This window comes from Stenotrophomonas sp. YJH_SMC_43, from assembly GCF_059372535.1.
In genome coordinates, this window is sequence record NZ_JCAFVQ010000003.1 from 1,039,926 (window position 1) to 1,059,830 (window position 19,905).

Annotated in this window: 14 protein-coding genes and 1 rRNA gene; 6 read left to right on the forward strand and 9 right to left on the reverse strand. The window is 67.6% G+C overall.

Annotated elements, in window-relative coordinates:
- Window positions 1–8: 8 nt before the first annotated feature.
- From AC5QAH_RS16935 to glyQ, 4 genes are all read right to left on the reverse strand, one after another.
- On the reverse strand, window positions 9–3,869 hold the full coding sequence (locus AC5QAH_RS16935; RefSeq protein ID WP_171955262.1) for a translocation/assembly module TamB domain-containing protein: 3,861 nt from the start codon (window positions 3,867–3,869) through the stop codon (window positions 9–11).
- Window positions 3,866–5,662 (reverse strand): BamA/TamA family outer membrane protein, encoded by a 1,797-nt coding sequence (locus AC5QAH_RS16940; protein WP_100050037.1) that lies wholly within the window; start codon window positions 5,660–5,662, stop codon window positions 3,866–3,868. The genes AC5QAH_RS16935 and AC5QAH_RS16940 overlap by 4 nt, the downstream gene beginning before the upstream one ends.
- 196 nt (window positions 5,663–5,858) lie before the next feature.
- A complete protein-coding gene (glyS, locus tag AC5QAH_RS16945; protein WP_049454228.1) occupies window positions 5,859–7,934 on the reverse strand; it encodes a glycine--tRNA ligase subunit beta in 2,076 nt (691 codons plus the stop codon).
- Window positions 7,935–8,011: 77 nt separating this feature from the next.
- Window positions 8,012–8,923, reverse strand: a complete 912-nt coding sequence (glyQ, locus tag AC5QAH_RS16950; RefSeq protein ID WP_019337946.1) for a glycine--tRNA ligase subunit alpha — start codon at window positions 8,921–8,923, stop codon at window positions 8,012–8,014.
- Window positions 8,924–9,006: 83 nt separating this feature from the next.
- Here glyQ and AC5QAH_RS16955 point away from each other — a divergent pair, with 83 nt between their 5' ends.
- The 3 genes from AC5QAH_RS16955 to AC5QAH_RS16965 are packed head-to-tail and all read left to right on the forward strand — an operon-like array spanning window position 9,007 to window position 12,522.
- Window positions 9,007–10,842: a GspE/PulE family protein gene (locus AC5QAH_RS16955; RefSeq protein ID WP_049413208.1), complete on the forward strand. Its 1,836-nt coding sequence runs from the start codon at window positions 9,007–9,009 to the stop codon at window positions 10,840–10,842.
- On the forward strand, window positions 10,814–11,560 hold the full coding sequence (locus AC5QAH_RS16960; RefSeq protein WP_010482408.1) for a glutamine amidotransferase: 747 nt from the start codon (window positions 10,814–10,816) through the stop codon (window positions 11,558–11,560). The genes AC5QAH_RS16955 and AC5QAH_RS16960 overlap by 29 nt, the downstream gene beginning before the upstream one ends.
- 50 nt (window positions 11,561–11,610) lie before the next feature.
- Complete coding sequence (locus AC5QAH_RS16965; RefSeq protein WP_010482409.1) at window positions 11,611–12,522, forward strand: BPSS1780 family membrane protein; 912 nt, start codon at window positions 11,611–11,613, stop codon at window positions 12,520–12,522.
- A gap of 85 nt (window positions 12,523–12,607) precedes the next feature.
- Here the strand turns inward: AC5QAH_RS16965 and tatC are convergent, their stop codons facing one another.
- The 4 genes from tatC to AC5QAH_RS16985 all read right to left on the reverse strand — a co-directional run bounded on the left by tatC (window position 12,608) and on the right by AC5QAH_RS16985 (window position 15,024).
- Window positions 12,608–13,357, reverse strand: a complete 750-nt coding sequence (tatC, locus tag AC5QAH_RS16970; protein ID WP_010482410.1) for a twin-arginine translocase subunit TatC — start codon at window positions 13,355–13,357, stop codon at window positions 12,608–12,610.
- The gene (tatB, locus tag AC5QAH_RS16975; protein WP_049454230.1) at window positions 13,354–13,812 is read right to left on the reverse strand and encodes a Sec-independent protein translocase protein TatB; all 459 of its coding nucleotides are present in this window, start codon (window positions 13,810–13,812) and stop codon (window positions 13,354–13,356) included. The genes tatC and tatB overlap by 4 nt, the downstream gene beginning before the upstream one ends.
- 15 nt (window positions 13,813–13,827) lie before the next feature.
- Window positions 13,828–14,055 carry a Sec-independent protein translocase subunit TatA gene (tatA, locus tag AC5QAH_RS16980; RefSeq protein ID WP_005420453.1) on the reverse strand — a complete coding sequence of 76 codons (228 nt, stop codon included), beginning with the start codon at window positions 14,053–14,055 and terminating at the stop codon, window positions 13,828–13,830.
- A 75-nt stretch (window positions 14,056–14,130) separates the two neighbouring features.
- Entirely contained in the window at window positions 14,131–15,024 is an 894-nt protein-coding gene (locus AC5QAH_RS16985; RefSeq protein ID WP_049454232.1) for a YSC84-related protein, read from the reverse strand.
- Between the two features lie 165 nt (window positions 15,025–15,189).
- On the opposite strand from AC5QAH_RS16985, the gene hemH reads away from it, so the two are divergent.
- The 3 genes from hemH to AC5QAH_RS17000 all read left to right on the forward strand — a co-directional run bounded on the left by hemH (window position 15,190) and on the right by AC5QAH_RS17000 (window position 19,399).
- Window positions 15,190–16,152, forward strand: a complete 963-nt coding sequence (hemH, locus tag AC5QAH_RS16990; protein ID WP_043399679.1) for a ferrochelatase — start codon at window positions 15,190–15,192, stop codon at window positions 16,150–16,152.
- Complete coding sequence (locus tag AC5QAH_RS16995) at window positions 16,149–17,003, forward strand: alpha/beta fold hydrolase (protein ID WP_049454234.1); 855 nt, start codon at window positions 16,149–16,151, stop codon at window positions 17,001–17,003. Before hemH ends, AC5QAH_RS16995 begins: the two co-directional genes overlap by 4 nt.
- 290 nt (window positions 17,004–17,293) lie before the next feature.
- Complete coding sequence (locus tag AC5QAH_RS17000; protein WP_049454236.1) at window positions 17,294–19,399, forward strand: methyl-accepting chemotaxis protein; 2,106 nt, start codon at window positions 17,294–17,296, stop codon at window positions 19,397–19,399.
- Between the two features lie 408 nt (window positions 19,400–19,807).
- Here AC5QAH_RS17000 and rrf read toward each other — a convergent pair.
- Window positions 19,808–19,905 (reverse strand): 5S ribosomal RNA (gene rrf / locus AC5QAH_RS17005); the annotation flags it as partial.

Consider the following 19,905-nt stretch of genomic DNA (forward strand, 5'->3'; position numbering starts at 1 on the left):
CGACCCGGTCATTTCTCCCGCCGCCAGTTGATCGACCCACGGTTTTCCACCGTGCTCGATTCCACTTCCACGTCGAAGCCGCGACGCAGCAGGTACTTCAGCGTGATCACCGAACCGGCACCGACCAGCGACACGCCGTAGCCGACGTACAGCTTGGGCGAGATGTACTTGCCGACACCGATCACCGAGCCGCCCAGCGCGCGCGACTGGCTCACACCGGCGTCGTCCAGGCCCAGCTTGGCGCCCAGCTGCGAAGCCAGCAGGCCGCTGCCGGCCGAGAGCGCCGCGGAAGCCGCGTTGACCTGCTGGGTCTGGTCGCTGCTGGCACCGGTCAGGCTGCGGCCCAGCACCAGGTAGGCCAGTGCTTCGGACTGCGACATCGCCGGCTCGGACCACACGTCCGCACGCGGCTGCTGCGCACGCCCGGTCACGTCGATGCCGGCGGTGACATCACCGATCCGGCGCTCGGCACGGATGTTGATGCGCGGGTCGGACACCGCGTTGTAGTTCCAGGTGAGGTTGCCACGGGTGATGGTCAGGTCCTGACCGTACGCCTTGTAGCGGCCACTGACTTCCAGCCCGCCATTGGCGGTCATTTCGCGGCCAGGCTTGGCCCAGACCTGCATCTTGCCGGTCAGCGCACCCTTCAGGCCGAAGCCGGTCATCTTCACCTTGTCGCCAAGGCTGACGGTCAGGTCCATGTCCAGCGGCGAGGTGCGCGACTCCTCCGGATCGGCCGGGTCCAGCACCACCACGTCTTCGGACACCGAGGTGCCACGGTCCAGGCGTTCGAGATCGATGTCGGCCTCGGGCACGTGCACGGTGCCACGCAGCTCCATCGCCGCCTTGGCCAGGGTGAAGTCGAGGTTGGGATTGGCGACGATGCGCAGCTCGCTGGTGTTGGACAGCAGCACGTTTTCGCCGTGGATCTTCAGCTGCAGCGGCTGTGCATCGCCAAACCAGGACAGGCCACCATCCACGTACAGCGTGCCCTGACCAGAGTTGGCCTGCGCGGTGATTTTGGCCGAACCGTCGGGCTGCGCCACGAAGCTGCCCTTGCCCTGGTCGAAGGTCAGGCCCAGCGCGGGGAATTCACCCTTGAAGTTGCTCAGCTGCGCGTCGCCACCCAGCGACGGCTGGCCACGCGTACCACGCAGGCTGACGTGGCCCTCGATCAGGCCGGTCGGTCGCACGATGTCCGGCGAGAACAGCTCCAGCCAGTACAGCCGCGACATATTGAGGTAGAGCTCGCCGTTCAGCGGTGCACTGGCTTCCCAGCCGGTCTGCATCCTGGCATCGACGAAGCCGTTGCCCTGGAAGCCCATGCCCAGATAGCCCTTGATGCTGGCCGGGGTCATGTCGAGCTTGAGCGAGAACTGGTCATAGCGCACCAGCTCGCCGCGGGTGGTGTCCCCCACGGTGTTGCGGTTCTCACCCAGGCGCACGCCGCCTTCCTTCGAGCGCACTTCCACATGGCCTTCCCATGCATTGCCGCGCGGGCGGATCTGCGCGTCCAGGCTGACATCGCCACGCAGGTAGATGCGACGGCCGGACTGCGGTGGCAACCACGGCTGCACCAGCGCAAGCGGCAGTGCATCACTGCGCACCACCAGGCCCTCGCGCGGCCAGTTGGCCTGTGCGCACAGCGTGCCGCTGCTGGTCGCGGCCAGGCAGGCTTCGCCCAGGGTGTAGGTGCTGCCGTTGATCGCGAACGCCGCCGGTGCACGCAGCGACCAGGCATCGCCCTTCACCGGTGCGATGCGCAGCGCGGCCAGCTCGCCACGCCACTGCGCGCCCTGCTGGCGGACGCTGCCCTGCAGCTCGATCGCGCCCATCTCGTTGCGGGTCTGCGCGGCCAGGCGCAGGTTGGAGACACTGCCCTGCGCATCCACGTTCAAGCGTTCCAGCAGCATGCCGGCATTGACCTGCTGGCCCTGGATCGCCAGCGTGCCGCTGTCGCCGCGCCACGGCAGGTGGCCCTTGATGCTCACGCTCTCGGCGCCGTAGCCGTCCCAGTTGAGGTTGTTGCCGACCAGGTCGGCGGTGATGTCCGGCGCATCGCGCGGGCCCTTCACCTGTACCTGGCCACGCAGGCCGCCATCGGCGCCCGGCAGCAGATCGCTCAGCTGCAGTGGCTCAAAGCGTGCATCGATGTCGAGGCGATCACCGACCTTGCCCGACGCGGTCACCCGGCTGCTGCCCAGCGACAGCTTCAGGTCACCCTGGCCCTGCGCGCCCTGCAGCGCGAACTTGCCCTGCGCGTCGAGGTTGCGCTGGCGCAACACGCCCTTCAACGACGGCAGATCGACCGTGGCTTCCAGCGTGCCGGCGGTACCCGGCGGTGCGTTTGCCGGCGGCGGCAGCTGGCGGCCCTTGGAGGCCAGGTTGCCGGACAGGCGGCCATTCCAGCCCGGCACGAAATAGCCGGGGTCGAAATCCTTCAGCGTGGCCTTGGCATCCCAGTCCAGCTGCGGTGCCCACGCCACCTGGCCTTCCACCTGCAGCTGGCCACCCGGCGTCTGCGCCTGCAACTGGTGGATCGACGCGGCCTGATCGTTGCCGCGCACGTCGAAGTGCAGCTGCGCCTTCTGCGCGTCGCGCTCGACCTCGGCGCGGCCGATCGCCGCCCAGGCCTTCAGGGTACCGGCCAGACCGAAGCGTGCTTCCTTCAGGGTGACCGGCACCGGTGCGCTGCCGGCGGTGTTCGGATCGGGCGCCGGTACGTAGGTCAGATCATGGGCGACCACCGAGAAGTTGAGCTTCTGCTGGTCTTCCTGGCTGAAATCGGCGGTGCCTTCCAGGCGCACCTCACCGCCAAGCCCCTTCACCAGCAGCGGTGAGACCTTCAGCACCTGGTCCTTCAGCGACACCACCGACGGTGCCAGTTCCAGTGCCTGATCGCCCTGCTTCACCTTGCCACGCAGGTTGGCGTTGCCACCCTTGCCGGCAGCGGTGAAGTCCAGTGCCAGTGGTGTGATCGCCGAACTGGCCAGTGCCGGCGACAGCAGCGCCAGATCCAGCTCGTCGCTGCGGATGCTGGCGCTCCAGCTCGGATCGGTGCGGCCATCGAACACCAGCATCGCGTGCAGCGGCTTCGGCGCGCGCCCAGCTACGGCCACTTCCATGTGCGACAGGTCGCCACGGGCGACCAGGCCGACGGTGGCGGCCGTGCGGCCACGCGGCGCCGGCAGCACGGCGGTGACGGTCACGTCGGTGTCGTAGTCCTTGGCCGGGATATAGCGGCCCTGGGCAGTGAAATTGCCCATGTCGCTGTCCACCACCAGTTTGTGCGCCTGGAACTCGCCGTTGGCGATCTCGATGCCGCCACGCACGCGGCTGATGTCGATCACCGGCTCGTTGGCCTGGCTGATGCGGAAGCCATCGATGGCGATGGCATCGGCCTGGATCGCCAACGGCATCTCGATCTGCGGCAGCGAATCCGGCCACGACGGCAGCTTGAACGGCTCGTCACTCTTGGCCAGGTTCAGCGTCGCGTTGGTCAGCTCCAGCTTGTCCAGCAGCAGCTTGCGGCCCAGCAGCGGGCGCAGGTCCGGCTCCAGGTGCGCGCGCTCGGCGTGGAAATGGATGTCGTCGTAGCGGAAGTCGACGTTGTACAGGGTCAGCGGGCCGGCCACCGGGCCGTCCACCTTGTCCCAGGTGAAGCTGGCGCCCACCGGCAGCCGCGCCACCACCTGTGCCAGCAGCACGTCACGGCCGGCTACGGTCTGCAGCAGCCAGTAGACCGCCAGCAGGGCCAGCAGCACCAGGCCCAGCACGCCCACACCCGACCAGGCCCAGAAGCGGCGGCGGCGGTAGAAGCGCACGCGCGGCGGCGTGGTCGGGTTCGGAGTGGGTGCGGGCGTACTCACAGGTCCGCTCCGATGTTGAGGTACAGCTGGAACTGCGAATCGGGGTTGTTCAAGCCATGCGCGATATCCACGCGCACCGGGCCCACCGGCGATTTCCAGCGCACGCCGAAGCCGACGCCGGTGTGCAGATCAATGGTGTTGTCGAAGGCGCTGCCGGTATCGACGAACACCGCCGCACCCCAGGGGCCACCATTGAAATAGTGCTCGTACTCGGCCGAGCCGATCACCAGGTTCTTGGCACCCAGCGCGTATTTGTCCGGTGCAGGGGTCCGCGGGCCCACCTCGCGGTAGGCATAGCCGCGGATGCTGCGGTCACCACCGGCGAAGTAGCGCAGGCTCGGCGGCATCGCCACCAGATCGCTGGTCCAAGTGGTGCCACCCTCGCCGCGCAGGATCAGGCGGTTGCTTTCGCCCACCGGGATATACCAGCGCAGCACCGCATTGGCCTGTACGAAGCTGGTGTCCGAACCCGCACCTTCCACACCGGCGCGCATCGTCGCAGTACCGCTGATGCCCTTGCGCGGGAACAGCTCGTCATCGACGTCGACGTAGTCGGCGACCAGCTGCGGGTAGACCAGCGTCGAGGTGTTGTAGACCGCGTCGGTGAATTCGGTGCCCGAGGCATAGCGCCAGCGCTCGCGCAGCGCGTTGATCGAGGCGATCGCGGTCCAGTGTTCGTTGATCTCGCCGCTGCGGCTGGCGATCAGCTTGAAGTTGCGCAGGTCGATGTAGTCGGTCTGCTCGTCATACGCACTGGCAGCGAAGGTGTACCAGCCATCAAGCCAGTTGAAGGCCGGAATGCGGTAGCTGGTGACCAGGCTCTTGCGCTTCTGCGCATAGTCCAGCTGCGTGTTCATCTTGTGGCCGCGGTTGTTCAGCCACCGCCGTTCGATGCCACCGCGCACACCCGGGCCACTCTCGCTGCCGTAGCTCAGACCCGCGGTGTAGATGGTGCGCTTGGCACGGGTCAACTTCACATCCACTGGCACTTCGCCATTCGCATCGGCCTGGTCGGGCCGCGGCTGGATGTCGATCACGCTGAAATAGTCCAGCTTGGTCAGCGACTCGCGCAGCCGGTCCAGCTTACCCTCGTGGAAGTAGCTGCCCTGGTCCCAGTACACCAGCGGGTCGAACAGCTTGTCGACGAAGTAGTCCTGCTCGAAACGCACCGGCCCCATGTTGTAGCGGCGACCGCTGTCCCAGGTCAGGTCGATGTCGGCGGCGTTGTCGGCACGGGTGATCTGCACCTGGCGCTGGGTGTAGTCGGCATCGAAATAACCACGCTCCGCCAGGCGACGGGTGACGGTGATCTTGCTGGCTTCGTACTGCGTGTGCTCGAAACGCTGGCCCTTGCGCGGCTTGAACGCGGCCAGGTCGTCCTGCAGGTACTGGTCGTACATCGCCGGTCCGGTGATGTCGATGTGCTCGCGGCGGACGGTCACCGGGGTGCCCTTGTCGACATGGATCAGCACGCGCACGTGCTCGTCCACGCGCGGCGCCTCGACCTTGATCACCGGGTTGTAGTACCCGAACGGTTCCAGTGCCTGGCGGGTCTGCCGCTCGGCCTGCGACAGCAGGTACTCCAGGCGCGATTCGCCCTGTTCCTTGCCGATCGTGTCGTACAGCGACAGCGATTCCTGGATGTTCTCGATGATTGCGGCGTCGTCGCCCTTGTCCAATCCCTTGATGTCCACCTTGTCGATGGTGCCGCGCGCGTGGACCACAGAGGTGGCGGCCAGCGACAGGACCATCAGCGGCAGGGCGTATTTCTTTGGCTGCATGCGGCACAGCATACCGACCGAAGGTGACGATGCGAAATGCATCACGTCATTGGGGATCGGTTGTTAAGTGGCGGTCAAAATACGCGCCTTTGTGGCGATCATCGTGATCGCAGGCGAGGATGCCGGCATCGTGCGCGATGCCGGCAATGACCCCGATGGACATCCACCGGCACTACCGGTGGGTGCCAAGCATGCTTGGCACTACATCTCAGCTCGACAGATGCTCGATTGCCGCGACCTTGCCCAGGCGCTCGCCCAGCATCGTCAGCAACGCCAGGCGGTTGCCACGCAGCGCCGGATCTTCCGCGTTGACCATCACGCCATCGAAGAACGCGTCGACCTGCGGGCGCAGGCGCGCCAGACGCGCCAGCACGGCCACGTAATCCTTCTGGTGGAGGCTGGCGCCGGTGTCGTCGATGGCGGCGGTGACCGCTTCGGCCAGCGCGCGCTCGGCGTCTTCCTGCAGCAGCGCCGGGTCGATCTGGCCGGGAATCTCGCCTTCGGCCTTGCGCAGGATGTTGCGGATGCGCTTGTTGGCCGCGGCCAGCGCTTCGGCTTCCGGCAGCGCGGCGAAGGTGCCGATCGCATCCAGGCGGCGGTCAAAGTCATACAGCGACGCGGGCTTCAGCTCGGCCACGGCGTTGAAGTGCGTGGCCGGCACGCCCTTGTCAGCGTAGTAGCCCTTCAGGCGGTCAAGGATGAAGTCGTACAGTTCGCCGATGTCGGCCTGCACGTTGCGCGCGGCCAGGCCGGCGTTGGCACTGGCCAGCAGCGCGCGCAGGTCCAGCTCGAAGCCGCTTTCGATGATCGTGCGGGCCAGGCCCAGCGCGTTGCGGCGCAGGGCGAACGGGTCCTTGTTGCCGGTCGGCTTCAGGCCTGCGGCGAAACCACCGGCCAGGGTGTCCACGCGTTCAGCAATCGCCAGCACCTTGCCCAGCGGCGACAGCGCGATGTCGTCACCGCCGAAGCGCGGCTGGTAGGCCTCGTCGATGGCCAGCGCCACCTCGGCCGATTCACCGCCGGCCACGGCGTAGTGGCGGCCGGCGATGCCCTGCAGTTCCGGGAATTCGTTGACCATGCGCGACTGCAGGTCGTTCTTGGCCAGCTGCGCGGCGCGCTTGGCCTGCGCGGCGTCAGCACCGACCTGCGGCGCGATCACTTCGGCCAGGGCGGCCACGCGCGCCACCTTGTCGGCCACGCTGCCCAGCTTGGCCTGGTAGGTCACCGTCTTCAGGCCGTCGCCCATCGATACCAGGCCCTGCTTCAGGTCCTCGTCGAAGAAGAACTTGGCATCGGCGAAACGCGGACGGATCACGCGCTCGTAGCCCTTGGCCACTTCGGCCACGTCCCTCGATTCGATGTTGGCGATGCCGATGAACTTCTCGGTCAGCGTGCCGCTGTCATCCAGCACCGGGAAGAACTTCTGGTTGATCTCCATCGTCTCGATCAGCGCTTCCTGCGGCACCGCCAGGAACGCGCGCTCGAAGCTGCACAGCACCGCCGACGGCCACTCGACCAGGTTCACCACCTGCTCCAGGTTGTCGTCGGTGATGCGGGCGCTGCCACCGGCCTTGGCCGCAGCGGCCTCGACCTCGGCGACGATGCGCGCACGGCGCTCGCTCGGATCGACCAGCACGAACGCAGCGCGCAGGGCTTCAACGTAGTCCTGCGGCTGCGCCAGCGACACGGTCTGGTCGTGGTGGAAGCGGTGGCCACGGCTGACGCGGCCAGCCTGCAGGCCGAACAGTTCGGCCTCGACCACGTTGGCGCCGTGCAACAGCACCAGCCAGTGCGCCGGGCGCGCGAAGCCCCAGGCGTGGTCGCCCCAGCGCATCGGCTTGGGAATCGGCATTGCCGCGATTGCCTCGCGCAGAATCTCCGGCAGCAGGCTGGCAGTGCTCGCGCCCGGGGTCACCGCGCGGTGCACGAAGCGCTCACCCTTGTTGTCGGTGGTCTTTTCCAGCGCGGTCCAGTCGATCCCGGCCTTGGCGGCGAAACCCTGCAGGGCCTTGGTCGGCTGGCCTTCGGCGTCCAGCGCGATGTTCAGGTACGGGCCCAGCACTTCGCTGTGCTGCTCAGGCTGTTCCAGGCCGACGCCCGGCAGCAGCACGGCCAGTCGGCGCGGGGTCGACAGCGGGCGCGCATCGCCCAGTTCCAGCGCGACGCCGCGCTTGCGCAGGCCTTCGACGACTCCGTCGAAGAACGCCTGGGCCAGGCCCGGAAGCGCCTTGACCGGCAACTCCTCGGTGCCCAGTTCGATCAGCAGGGGGGACAGTTGGCTCATCGGTTCGATCCTGTGATGGGGGCGCAGCGCGCAACGCGTCCGGCGCCCCGGAAGTTGAGAGAGGGAGGGAGCGGCCGTCAGGCCTTCTTCGCGCCCGGGAAGCCCAGCTTCTCGCGCTGCTCGTAGTACGCCTTGGCCACCGCCTGGGCCAGCGCGCGCACGCGCAGGATGTAGCGCTGGCGCTCGGTCACGCTGATCGCACGGCGTGCATCGAGCAGGTTGAAGGTGTGGCTGGCCTTCATCACCTGCTCGTAGGCCGGCAGCGGCAGGTTCACTTCCACCAGCTTCTGCGCTTCACGCTCGCAGGCGTCGAAACGGTGGAACAGCTCTTCCACGTCGGCGTATTCGAAGTTGTAGGTGCTCTGCTCCACCTCGTTCTGGTGGTAGACGTCACCGTAGGTCACCGGCTGGCCGTCCGGGCCGTAGGTCCAGACCAGGTCGTAGACGTTGTCGCAGTTCTGCAGGTACATGCACAGGCGCTCGAGACCGTAGGTGATCTCGCCCAGCACCGGGCGGCATTCCAGGCCACCGGCCTGCTGGAAGTAGGTGAACTGGGTCACTTCCATGCCATTGAGCCAGACTTCCCAGCCCAGGCCCCAGGCGCCCAGGGTCGGCGATTCCCAGTTGTCTTCCACGAAGCGCAGGTCGTGCACCAGCGGATCGATGCCCAGTGCCTTCAGCGAATCCAGGTACAGCTGCTGGATGTTGTCCGGCGCCGGCTTCATCGCCACCTGGTACTGGTAGTAGCGCTGCAGGCGGTTCGGGTTCTCGCCGTAACGGCCGTCGGTCGGGCGTCGCGACGGCTGCACGTAGGCCGCGTTCCAGCTTTCCGGCCCGATCGCACGCAGGAAGGTGGCCGGGTGGAAGGTACCGGCCCCCACCTCCAGGTCGAGCGGCTGGATGAGCACGCAGCCCTGCTGGGCCCAGAACTGGTTCAGGGTCTGGATCAAGCCCTGGAAGGTGATCGGAACGGTCGGGGTCGCGGACATGCGTACGAGTCTTGGCCGGCAAGGGGGTGCGCTAGTATAACGGCCGACCTGCGGGGCATTCCGTACCCGGGAGGAGCAGGCAGATGGAACATCGGCTGCCGGCAGGCACGCCCGGCGAGGCGGGCGGCGTCCCGCTGCCCTGGGGACGGCTGCATTTCGAGCAGATTGCCGCGGCCCTGGTCGCCGATGACCTTGTGGCCGAGCAGGACCGCGAGCGCATGCGGTTTTCCGCGCAGGGCGCACGCAACGCCAGTGAAGTGCATCCGCTGGTGCTGCTGTCCAACCTCAAGCTGGCCGCCACCGGCGGCGGCGAACTGACCCTGGAGCGCCTCACCGAGTGGCTGGCCCGGCGTACCGGCAGCCGCTACCTGCGCATCGACCCGACCCGGGTCGACGTCGCTGCGGTGACCGCGCTGGTCTCCCACGCCTACGCGCGCCGCCACCGTTTCCTGCCGCTGGCGGTGGATGCCGAGCGCGTGCTGGTGGCCACCAGTGAGCCACTGGTGCAGGAATGGCGCCGCGACCTGCAGCACCTGACCCGCCGCCGCATCGAACTGGCGGTGGTCAACCCGCTGGACCTGCACCGCTACACCATGGAGTTCTACGGGGTGACCCGCTCGGTGCGCGGCGCCCGTGGCGACGTGCGTGGCGAGGCCAACACCACCCTGCCCAGCTTCGAGCAGCTGGTGGAGCTGGGCCGCACCGGCGACGTCAATGCCGACGACCAGCACATCGTGCACATCGTCGACTGGCTGCTGCAGTACGCCTACGAACAGCGCGCCTCAGACATCCACCTGGAGCCACGCCGCGAGATGGGGCGCATGCGCTTCCGCATCGACGGCGTGCTGCACAAGGTGTTCGAGGTACCGCCGGCGGTGATGACCGCCGTGGTCAGCCGCATCAAGGTACTCGGCCGCATGGACCTGGCCGAGCGCCGGCGCCCGCAGGACGGCCGCATCAAGACCCGCTCGCCGGGCGGCCGCGAAGTCGAGATGCGCCTGTCGACCATGCCCACCGCCTTCGGCGAGAAGTGCGTGATGCGCATCTTCGACCCCGATGCTGCCTTCAAGAGCATCGACCAGCTCGGTTTCAGCCCGCAGGAAGCGGCCGGCTGGAATGCGCTGGTCGAGCGCCCGCACGGCATCGTGCTGGTGACCGGCCCGACCGGCTCGGGCAAGACCACCACCCTGTATTCCACGCTGAAGCGGCTGGCGACGCCGGACGTGAACGTCTGCACAGTAGAGGACCCGATCGAGATGATCGCGCCCGAATTCAACCAGATGCAGGTGCAGACCAACATCGACCTGGACTTCGCCAGCGGCGTGCGCACCCTGCTGCGGCAGGACCCGGACATCATCATGATCGGCGAGATCCGCGACCTGGAAACGGCGCAGATGGCGGTGCAGGCCTCGCTGACCGGCCACCTGGTGCTGTCCACCCTGCATACCAACGATGCGCCGTCGGCGGTCACCCGCCTGCTCGACCTGGGCGTGCCGCATTACCTGCTGGCCAGCACCCTCAACGGCATCCTCGCCCAGCGCCTGGTGCGCACGCTGTGCCCGCACTGCAAGCAGCCGCACAGCCTCGGCGCCGCCGATTGGGCGGTGCTGGCTGATAGCCATGCTGCATATCCAGATGCCGCCACGCCCTGTCGGCCGGTCGGTTGCCTGGAGTGCCGGCGCACCGGATTCCTTGGCCGCATCGGGCTGTATGAGTTGCTGCCATTGGGCTCGCGGCTGCGCGGGCAGATCCGTGCCGACATGGATCTGGCCGGTTTCAGCCGGGCCGCACGGGCTGAAGGGCTGCGAACCCTGCGCCAGGCCGGGCTTGAAAAGGTGGCGCAGGGGCTGACTACAATCGAGGAAGTCCTGTCAGTCCTGCCGCCCCCGGATGAACCCAGCCCCGTTCCTGATCCTTGAAACCGGCCGCCCGGTACCGTCGCTGCGCCGCTACGGGCGCTTTCCGCACTGGATCCGGGTCGCCGCCGGGCTGGAAGAACACGAAACGGTGGTGGTCGATGTCGAACACGGTGGCGCTCTGCCCGACCCACATGCGTTCGCTGGCGTGCTGGTGACCGGCTCGGCCGCCTTCGTCACCGACCACGCCGAATGGAGCGAGCGCAGCGCCGCATGGCTGCGCCAGACCGCCCACGACGATCTGCCGGTGTTCGGCATCTGCTACGGCCACCAGCTGCTGGCACACGCGCTGGGTGGGGAAGTGGCCTACAACCCGGCCGGGCGGGAATCGGGCACGATCGAGCTGGAACTGCAGCCGCAGGCGGCGCAGGACCCGCTGTTCCAGGGCCTGCCTCAGCATTTCGCCGCCCATGCCACCCATCTGCAGACCGTGCTGCGCGCACCTGATGGCGCCGAAGTGCTGGCACGCTCACCACTGGACGGCTGCCATGCCTTCCGCTGGGGCCGCCAGGCCTGGGGCGTGCAGTTCCATCCGGAATTCGCCACCCACCACATGCGCGGCTACGTGCGCGCCCGTGCCGACTGCATCGGTCGCCACGGCGGTTGTGCCCGCAGCATCGAGCGTGCGGTCAGCGCCGCGCCGCTGGCCCGCCAGCTGTTGCGCCGCTTCGTCCGCCAGGCGCGGCTGTCTTCAGCCCAGCCGGCGGCAAAACAGGGATAATCGGCGGCACGGGCAGCCGCCCGGCCCCCTCCTGTCCTTCCCGGATGTCCATGAAAGAGATTCGCAAGCTGCCGGCTTCGGCGGGCGCCCAGTGGTTGCTGGATACGTTCTCGCTGTACCGGCGTGCGCCGCTGCAGCTGGCCCGGATCGGCCTGACCTGGCTGCTGGTGAGCTGGGTGGTGACCTTGCTGTCGACGCTGATTCCCGGCGCCGCCGGCATGGCCGTACAGCTGATGACCCTGGCCATCTCGCCGATCATGTTCGGCGGCATGCTGTATGCCGTGGGCGAGATCGACGAAGGCCGCCCGGGCCTGGCCTCGCACCTGCTGCAGCCGATCCGCGACCACCGCGTCAGCCACCTGCTGGTGCCGCTGGCGATCCAGGTGCTGGCGGTGCTGCTGCTGGGCGCGCTGCTGTTCCTGATGATCGGCCGCGAGGGCTTCACCGCCTTCAGCGAGGTCATGACCAAGATGGAAGAGATCAGCCGCAGTGGCCAGCAGATCAAGCCGGACGATGCAGCGGCGCTGGTCGCCAACCTGCCGGCCAAGCGCATCGCGCTGTGGATGCTGCTGGTGTTCCTGAGCGCGGTGGCGCTGTCGCTGGCGATGTTCACCCAGCCGGCGCTGGTCGTGTTCGACAAGCAGAGCGGCATGCATGCGCTGCGCCTGAGCCTGCAGGGCTGCATCGAGAACATCGGCGCGATGTTCGTGTTCGCCGCACTCGGCCTGATCGCCGCGTTCTGCATGTACATCCTGTTCGTGATCGTGATCCAGATCGCGATGCTGATCGGTGGCCCGCTGGCCGCGGCCTTCATCGCCCAGCTGGTGCTGACCACGGTGCTGATGCCGCTGTATGTCGGCGCGGTCTACGCCGCGTGGAAGCAGATGTTCGTGCACCGCGGCAGCCGCGCGGCGCCGCCGATTCCGACCACGCCGACCTCGAGCGACGTGTTCCACGCCTGACCGGCCCCACCGGTAGCGCCGGGCCATGCCCGGCGGTGGCATCACATCGAACCCGGCACGCCGGGCATGGCCCGGCGCTACCGCATCAGGCGGCGGGTTTCTTCACTACCGACGACGGCACCAGCCAGCGTGCGGCGTGGATGCCCAGCTCGTACAGCAGGCACATCGGGATCGCCAGCATCAGCTGCGACACCACGTCCGGCGGGGTCAGCACCGCCGCCACCACGAAGATGCCGACGATCGCGTAACCGCGGCCTTCCTTGAACTGCTGCGGCGTCACCCAGCCGAGCAGCACCAGGATCACCATCGCCACCGGCAGTTCGAAACTGCCGCCGAAAGCGAAGAAGATCGCCAGCACGAAATCCAGGTAGGCATTCGCATCCGGAGTGATCGCAATCACGTCCGGGCTGAAGGTGGTCAAAAAATGGAACACCGCCGGCAGCACCAGGAAGTAGGCGAAGGCGCAGCCGGTGTAGAACAGCAGTACCGACGACACCAGCAACGGCACCGCCAGGCGCTTCTCACGCGCATACAGGCCCGGGGCAACGAACGCCCACAGCTGGTACAGCAGCCAAGGCACCGCCACGAACAGGGCCACGAAGAAGGTCAGCTTCAACGGTGCGAAGAAGGCACCGGCCGGGTTGGTGGCGATCATCGTCTGCCCGTTCGGCAGCTGCGACACCAGCGGTTCGGCCAGCGCGTTGTACAGCTTCTGGGTAAACGGCAGCAGGGCCAGCAGCACCACGCCCAGGCCCAGCAGTGCGCGCACCAGGCGGCCGCGCAGTTCCACCAGATGTTCGACCAGCGAGCTTTCGCCGAAATCCTGTTCACTCATGGCTGGCGCTCCGTGCTCTGCGGCGGCGGCGCACCGGCTTCAGGGGGTGTCGCCGGCGTCGGCTCGGGAGCAACGCTCTCCTGTGCCGGCGCACCGGCATCGGGCGCAGCGCTCATATGCGGCGGCAGATCCGCAGGCGCCGGTGCGCGAACCTCCTGCGCCAGCGTATCGCCCTGCTGCTGGGCCTCCTGCGCTTCGCGACGGATCGCTTCACCGCTGGCGCGCAGCTGGTTCTCGGTGTCCTGCATGCCCTGGCGCACGTCCTGCATCTGCCGCTTGATGTCCTCGGCCTGCAGTTCGCGCTCCAGTTCCTGTTTCACCGAATCCCACTGATTGCGGGCACGACGCACCCACAGGCCGGCGAAGCGGGCCGCCTTGGGCAGGCGCTCGGGACCGAGCACCACCAGGGCGACCACTGCAATCACCAGCAGTTCGCTGAAGCCGATATCGAACACCGCAACCGCTCCGGATCAGCGAGCGTTACGGTCGTGCTCGTCCTGCGCAGTGCGCGAGGCGTCCTGGCTGCGCGACTCATCGCCCAGCTGCGCGTTCGGCTTGTCTTCGTCGCGCATGCCCTTCTTGAATTCCTTGACCGCCGAACCGAGATCCTTGGCGCCGCTGGTCAGGCGCTTGGTGCCGAACACCAGCAGGACGATGGCCAGCACGACCAACCAATGCCAGATGCTGAAACTGCCCATAAAGACGCTCGTTACGTTAGTGATCAGGCTGTCGAGCATAGCGCACCGGGTGTTAGCCGGCGCGCGTGACGAAAGTCAGTTTCCGCCCAGCGTTTCCGTGCGGATTTCGCCGTCGTTGACCGGCTGGAAACCCTGCTGCTGCGGCGGCGGGTTCTGCGGCACGTTCTGCAGCGGCGCGGTGGTGGCCTCGGCTGGGGCGGCCGGCGCTGCCTGAACAGGCGCTGGAGCAACCCCCGGGGCCGCTGCCGGACGCGGGGCGCTGCCGCCGTTGCCGCTGCGGTTGTTGCGCGCGGCGTAGGTGGCCTCTTCCAGGCGATCGCGGAAGGCGACCACATCCATCGACGGCGAACCGGCGGCGCGGCCTTCGAAGATCATGCGCGGCGTGGTGTTGCTGCCGTATGCATCCAGATTGGCGGCATCATCGATCTGCAGCACCGCACCATCCAGCGCGACACCGGCGAACAGGCCGCGGGCGCGCGACCAGGACCAGATCTCGGCCTTCAGCTGGCCGTCGGTGGCAGCGGCGGCATTGCGGCCGACCGGGCCGGCGGCGACACCGGCATCGGCGCCCAGCGTGAACTTGCCGTTGACCAGATTGTCCAGGCTGCGGTCGTTGCGGAACACCAGCACCACATCGGAGGACTGCACACCGGCCTGGAAGCCGATGCTGCCGCCAGTGAGCTTCACGAACACCGGATTGGACCAGGCGCCATTGGGCATGCGCACCGACATCAGGCCGTGGCCACGACGACCGCCAATGACCAGACCGGCCTTGATCGTGTCGGGAATGACGATGACCGCGCGGCCTTCGTCGAGCAATTTGTCCGGAATGCCCTGTTCAGGGATTTCCTGGATTTCAGCCAGCACGCGCACGGCATTGCGGGCACGCTGGTCTTCCTGCGGTCCGGCCATGGCCTGGCTGGACAGCAGGCTGGCGGCGATCAGCAGGGCTTGGATCGGGCGACGCATGGCAGGCTCCAGAAGTCAGTCCATAGGAAGATATAGCAAGTGACTGAAATTAGTAGTGTTGTCATGAATCCCCAATGAGCGTTCCCTGCTCACATTGACGCGCGCTATGCCTGCAATCCGAACCCTGCATCCCGGCACGGCGCCGGATCGGCGACAATACCGCCCATGCTCGACGCACCCGATACCGCCGTGCTGGCGGTCAACCTAGGCACGCCCGAGACGCCGACGGCCCCCGCCGTACGCCGTTACCTGGCTGAATTCCTGTCCGACCGCCGCGTGGTCGCGATCCCGCCACTGCTGTGGCAGCCGCTGCTGCGCGGACTGATCCTGCCGCTGCGCAGCAGCCGTTCAGCGGCCAAGTACGCCCAGGTCTGGCTACCGGAAGGGTCTCCGCTGATGGTGCATACGCGCCAGCTGGCCCAGGCCATGCAAGCGCTGTTGCCGACCCTGAAGGTTCGCCATGCAATGCGCTATGGCGAACCGGCGCTGGCCAGCGAGCTCGACCGCCTGGCGGCCGACGGTGCGCGCCGCATCGTGGTACTGCCGCTGTATCCGCAGTACTCCACCACCACCACCGCCTCGGTCGAAGATCGCGTCGATGCCTGGCAGCGCCGCAACCCGGGCGTAACCGTCAGCCTGGTGCGCGACTACTCGGTCGATCCGGGCTGGGTCGAGGCCGTGGCCGGCTCGATCCGCCGCTACTGGGAACAGCACGGTCGCGGCCAGAAGCTGATGTTCTCCTTCCACGGCATCCCGCAGCGCCTGGCCGATGCAGGCGATCCGTATCCGCAGCGCTGCGAGGCCAGTGCGCAGGCCATCGCCAAGGCGTTGGAACTGGGCAGGGACGAGTGGCAGATGGGTTACCAGTCGCGGTTTGGCCGCGAGCGCTGGCTGCAGCCCTATGCCGAACCCAGCCTGTGGGCGCTGGCCGAATCCGGCGTGAAGCAGATCGACGTTGTCTGCCCGGGCTTTGCCACCGATTGCCTTGAAACGCTGGAGGAAGTGGCGCTGGGGTTCACCGAGACGCTGGCCGAGCGCGGCGCGACGATGCGCTACATCCCGTGCCTCAACGCCGATCCGGAACACGCTCGCGCCCTGGCGCGGTTGGCCGTGGCCTCGCTGGCATGAGTCTGCAGCCGTTTGAACTGGAGGTCGGTGGCGCGCGCGTCGCCGGCCTGCGCAACCACGGCGACGGCCCGCGCGTGTTGGCCCTGCATGGCTGGCTCGACAACGCGGCCAGCTTCGTGCCGCTGGCGCCGCATCTGTCGTCGCTGCAATTGGTGGCGATCGACCTGCCCGGTCACGGCCACAGCGCGCATCTGCCGGCGGGTGCCAGCTACACCACGGCCGCCGCGATCTGCCACGTACTCGATGTCGCCGATGCACTGGGCTGGGACCGCTTCAACCTGCTCGGCCATTCGATGGGCGCCGGCATCGCCAGCCTCACCGCCTCGGTCAGTGATCGGGTCGAACGGCTGGTGGCGATCGAAGCACTCGGCGGCCTGCGTGGTCCCGAGGAAGAAACCGCCAACCGCCTGCGCGAGCATGTGAATGCCACGCGTGGGCTGGCGCGAAAGCAGTTGCGCGTGTTTCCCGACCTCGCCGCGCCGATCCGCGCGCGGATGATGACCAACCAGCTCAGCGAACGCTGTGCACGGCTGCTGGTCGAGCGCGGCGTGGAGCCTGTCGAAGGCGGCTACCGCTGGTGCAGCGACCCGCGCCTGATGCTGCCCACTGCGATCCGCCTCAGCGAAGGCCAGATCGACAACCTGCTGCAGGCCATTGCCTGCCCGACGCAGGTGATCTACGCCACGCCGGCACAGTCCTACTATCCCGAGCCGATGCGCAGTGATCGCCTGCAGCACCTGCGCAATGGCCGTCTGGCGGTGTTTCCCGGCAACCATCACCTGCACATGGAAGATCCGGAACAGATCGCAGATGTGATCCTGCACTTCTTCAACAACGACAACGGCGGCTGAGCGCAGGCACCGACGCGCTTCACTCTGCGCGTCTGCGGCCGATACATCAGTTGCGGGCCCCTGCGTCCGCAGCACGCAGGTCCGGTCGGGCCTGCGGCGTGTGTCTGGTTCTGCAAGGAAGTCCGCATGCCCGCTCCATTGCACCGCCACCCACAGGATGTGGTCACGGTGTCCCGTCTCCGCGTCGCTGATCGCGTCGCATTCCCCGAATTCCCGGCTCGCGCCCTGGTCACGCACTCCTGCGTGCGCCGCGGCGTGGCCGTTGTCGTTTGCTGATCCAGGAGTCGCCGATGTCCGTTGCATCCTCCCGCCCCCCCGATACCGCCCGCCTGCCGCATCTGCAGCAGCTCGCCCGCCGCGCTGACCGCCGCCTGCTGATCGGCAGCGCGGTCCTGGCCCTGGCTGGCCTGGTGCTGGCCCTGCGGGGTCCGCAGCTGCAGGCCGCCGCGTTGGTGGCCGTCGCCGTGCTGCCAGCCGCGTGGTTCGGCGGACCGCAGGCGGGCCGGGCCGTCGCCCGCAACGGCTTGGCATTGCTGTTGTCGTTGCAGCTGGCCGTGTTGTGCGCGATCGCCGGCCTGTCACCGGCATTGCCGATTGCCCTGCTGCTGGGCGTGCTGCTGGGCCACCGCGATCGCCTTCCGGTGTGGCTGGCCGGTGGCGTCGGCACGCTCGCGCTGCTGGCACCGCTGCAGGCGGGCGCTGCCGCGTGGCCAACGCTGCTGCAGGCCGGCATGTTCGCGGGCCTGACCTTGTTCCTCGGCCAGGTCGCACTGCGCCTTCGGCAGCAGACCGAGGCCCTTGGCCATGGCCCGCATCGGCTTGCCGCGCTGGCACGTGACATCGCCACCGGTGCCGATCTTGGTGCACATGCCGACACCAGCGCCTATGCACCGGGTTCACTCGCCCACGCCCTGGCCGACACTGCACGCCACGTGCAGGCCCAGCGTGGACGCGAGGCGACGGCGCATGCGGAGAACGCGCAGATCCGCCAGGCGCTGGATGCCTCGCGCACCGCGATGATGATCGCTGACAACGACCACGTGATCCGCTATGTGAACCGCTCGGTGGTAGCCCTGCTGCGCAACCAGCAGGCGACGCTGCGACAGGCCTTCCCCGATTTCGACGCCGAACGCCTGGTCGGCAGCAGCATCCATCGTTTCCATGCCAACCCGGACCGTATCCGCGCCATCCTCAACGGCCTGCAGGTCACGCACAACGGCAAGGTGCAGATCGGACCGGTGCACTTCGCCCAGGTGGTCACCCCGGTGTTCGACGCGCAGGGCATGCGCCTGGGCTTCGCCGTGGAGTGGCATGACCGCACCCATGAGCTCGCGCTGGAGAACGCCGTGGCCGGCATCGTTGCAGCGGCAGCGGCCGGTGACCTCGACCAGCGCCTGCAGGCCACTGAAGGTGCCAGCTTCCTCGATGGCCTGACCGGTGGCATCAACCAGCTGCTCGATACGCTCGGCAGCACCGTCAACGAAGTGCGGCAGATGCTCTCGGCATTGGCCAACGGTGATCTGGATCGGCGCATGCACGGCGAGTATCACGGCGCTTTCGCTGCGATCCAGCGCGATGCCAATGCCACGGCCGGGCAGTTGGCACGCATGGTCGGTCGCATCCAGGAATGTGCGGCGTCGATCAGTACCGCCGCCAGCGAGATTGCCGCCGGCAACGGCGCATTGTCCGAGCGCAGTGAGCGCCAGGCCGCGCACCTGCAGGAGACTGCAGCATCGATGGAGGAACTCACCGCCACCGTGCGCCAGAACGCCGCCCATGCGCGTGAGGCCAGTGCGTTGGCCGCCTCCACGCAGAGCGCTGCCAGTGACGGCAACACGGCCATGCAGCGGGTGGTGGATACCATGCAGGCCATCGAAGGTGCCTCGAAGCGGATCGGCGACATCACCGGCGTCATCGACGGCATTGCCTTCCAGACCAATATCCTGGCGTTGAACGCAGCGGTGGAGGCGGCTCGCGCCGGCGAGCAGGGCCGAGGCTTTGCCGTGGTGGCCAGCGAGGTGCGCGTGCTGGCACAGCGTTCGGCGGCGGCCGCACAGGAGATCAAGAAGCTGATCGACGAAGCAGGCCGGCAGGTGGGCGAAGGTGCCCAGCTGGTGGCCGACGCCGGCCAACGCATGCAGGGCATTGTGGGCGGCGTGGAGGATGTCAGCCACCTGATGCGCGAGATTTCCGCAGCGTCGCAGGAGCAGTCGACCGGTATCGAGCAGATCAACCAGACCGTGGTGCAGATGGATCAGGCCACGCAGCAGAACGCGGCGCTGGTGGAAGAAGCCACCGCTGCCGCACGTGAGCTGCAATCGCAGGCGGGGACGCTGACTGAGGCGGTCTCGGTGTTCCGCCAGCAGGAAGCACATGAGGAGGCTCTGGTCGCCTGATCCCGTTTTTCAGGTGATCCCGATGAAGACGGCGCCCGCGGGGCGCCGTTTTTTTGCGTGTTGTGCGTGATGGGTCACGCCGGTAGCGGCCCGCACTGGTTGGCGCCGTGGTTTCTCGCGGAGAGCATCCACGCGCGGCGTGGACCTATTCGGCAAACGATTGCGGCGCGGGCCTGCTGTGGGTTAGTTGGCAACCTTGGTTGGCGCCTGGGTTCCTCGCGGAGAGCATCCACGCATGGCGTGGATCTACCGCTGATCCCTCTGCCATCGGCAGTCGCCAACCTTGGTTGGCGCCGCCGCTCGCGGCGGTTCCATCAACGCGTCTGCCGGCCAGTGGCCGGCATTACCCGGTCTTTCCTGCGCACAAGAAAAACCCCGCTGCGTGAGCAGCGGGGTTTTGGGTGTAAACCCTGGCGATGACCTACTCTCGCATGGCTTGAGCCACACTACCATCGGCGCAGCTGCGTTTCACTTCCGAGTTCGGGATGGGATCGGGTGGTTCCACA

What these genes read in the sequence shown, in the direction of transcription:
- AC5QAH_RS16940 (WP_100050037.1), bottom strand. Translation starts at nt 5,662, where the DNA reads ATGCTGTGCCGCATGCAGCCAAAGAAATACGCCCTGCCGCTGATGGTC.
- glyS (WP_049454228.1), bottom strand. Translation starts at nt 7,934, where the DNA reads ATGAGCCAACTGTCCCCCCTGCTGATCGAACTGGGCACCGAGGAGTTG.
- glyQ (WP_019337946.1), bottom strand. Translation starts at nt 8,923, where the DNA reads ATGTCCGCGACCCCGACCGTTCCGATCACCTTCCAGGGCTTGATCCAG.
- AC5QAH_RS16955 (WP_049413208.1), top strand. Translation starts at nt 9,007, where the DNA reads ATGGAACATCGGCTGCCGGCAGGCACGCCCGGCGAGGCGGGCGGCGTC.
- AC5QAH_RS16960 (WP_010482408.1), top strand. Translation starts at nt 10,814, where the DNA reads ATGAACCCAGCCCCGTTCCTGATCCTTGAAACCGGCCGCCCGGTACCG.
- AC5QAH_RS16965 (WP_010482409.1), top strand. Translation starts at nt 11,611, where the DNA reads ATGAAAGAGATTCGCAAGCTGCCGGCTTCGGCGGGCGCCCAGTGGTTG.
- tatC (WP_010482410.1), bottom strand. Translation starts at nt 13,357, where the DNA reads ATGAGTGAACAGGATTTCGGCGAAAGCTCGCTGGTCGAACATCTGGTG.
- tatA (WP_005420453.1), bottom strand. Translation starts at nt 14,055, where the DNA reads ATGGGCAGTTTCAGCATCTGGCATTGGTTGGTCGTGCTGGCCATCGTC.
- AC5QAH_RS16985 (WP_049454232.1), bottom strand. Translation starts at nt 15,024, where the DNA reads ATGCGTCGCCCGATCCAAGCCCTGCTGATCGCCGCCAGCCTGCTGTCC.
- hemH (WP_043399679.1), top strand. Translation starts at nt 15,190, where the DNA reads ATGCTCGACGCACCCGATACCGCCGTGCTGGCGGTCAACCTAGGCACG.
- AC5QAH_RS16995 (WP_049454234.1), top strand. Translation starts at nt 16,149, where the DNA reads ATGAGTCTGCAGCCGTTTGAACTGGAGGTCGGTGGCGCGCGCGTCGCC.
- AC5QAH_RS17000 (WP_049454236.1), top strand. Translation starts at nt 17,294, where the DNA reads ATGTCCGTTGCATCCTCCCGCCCCCCCGATACCGCCCGCCTGCCGCAT.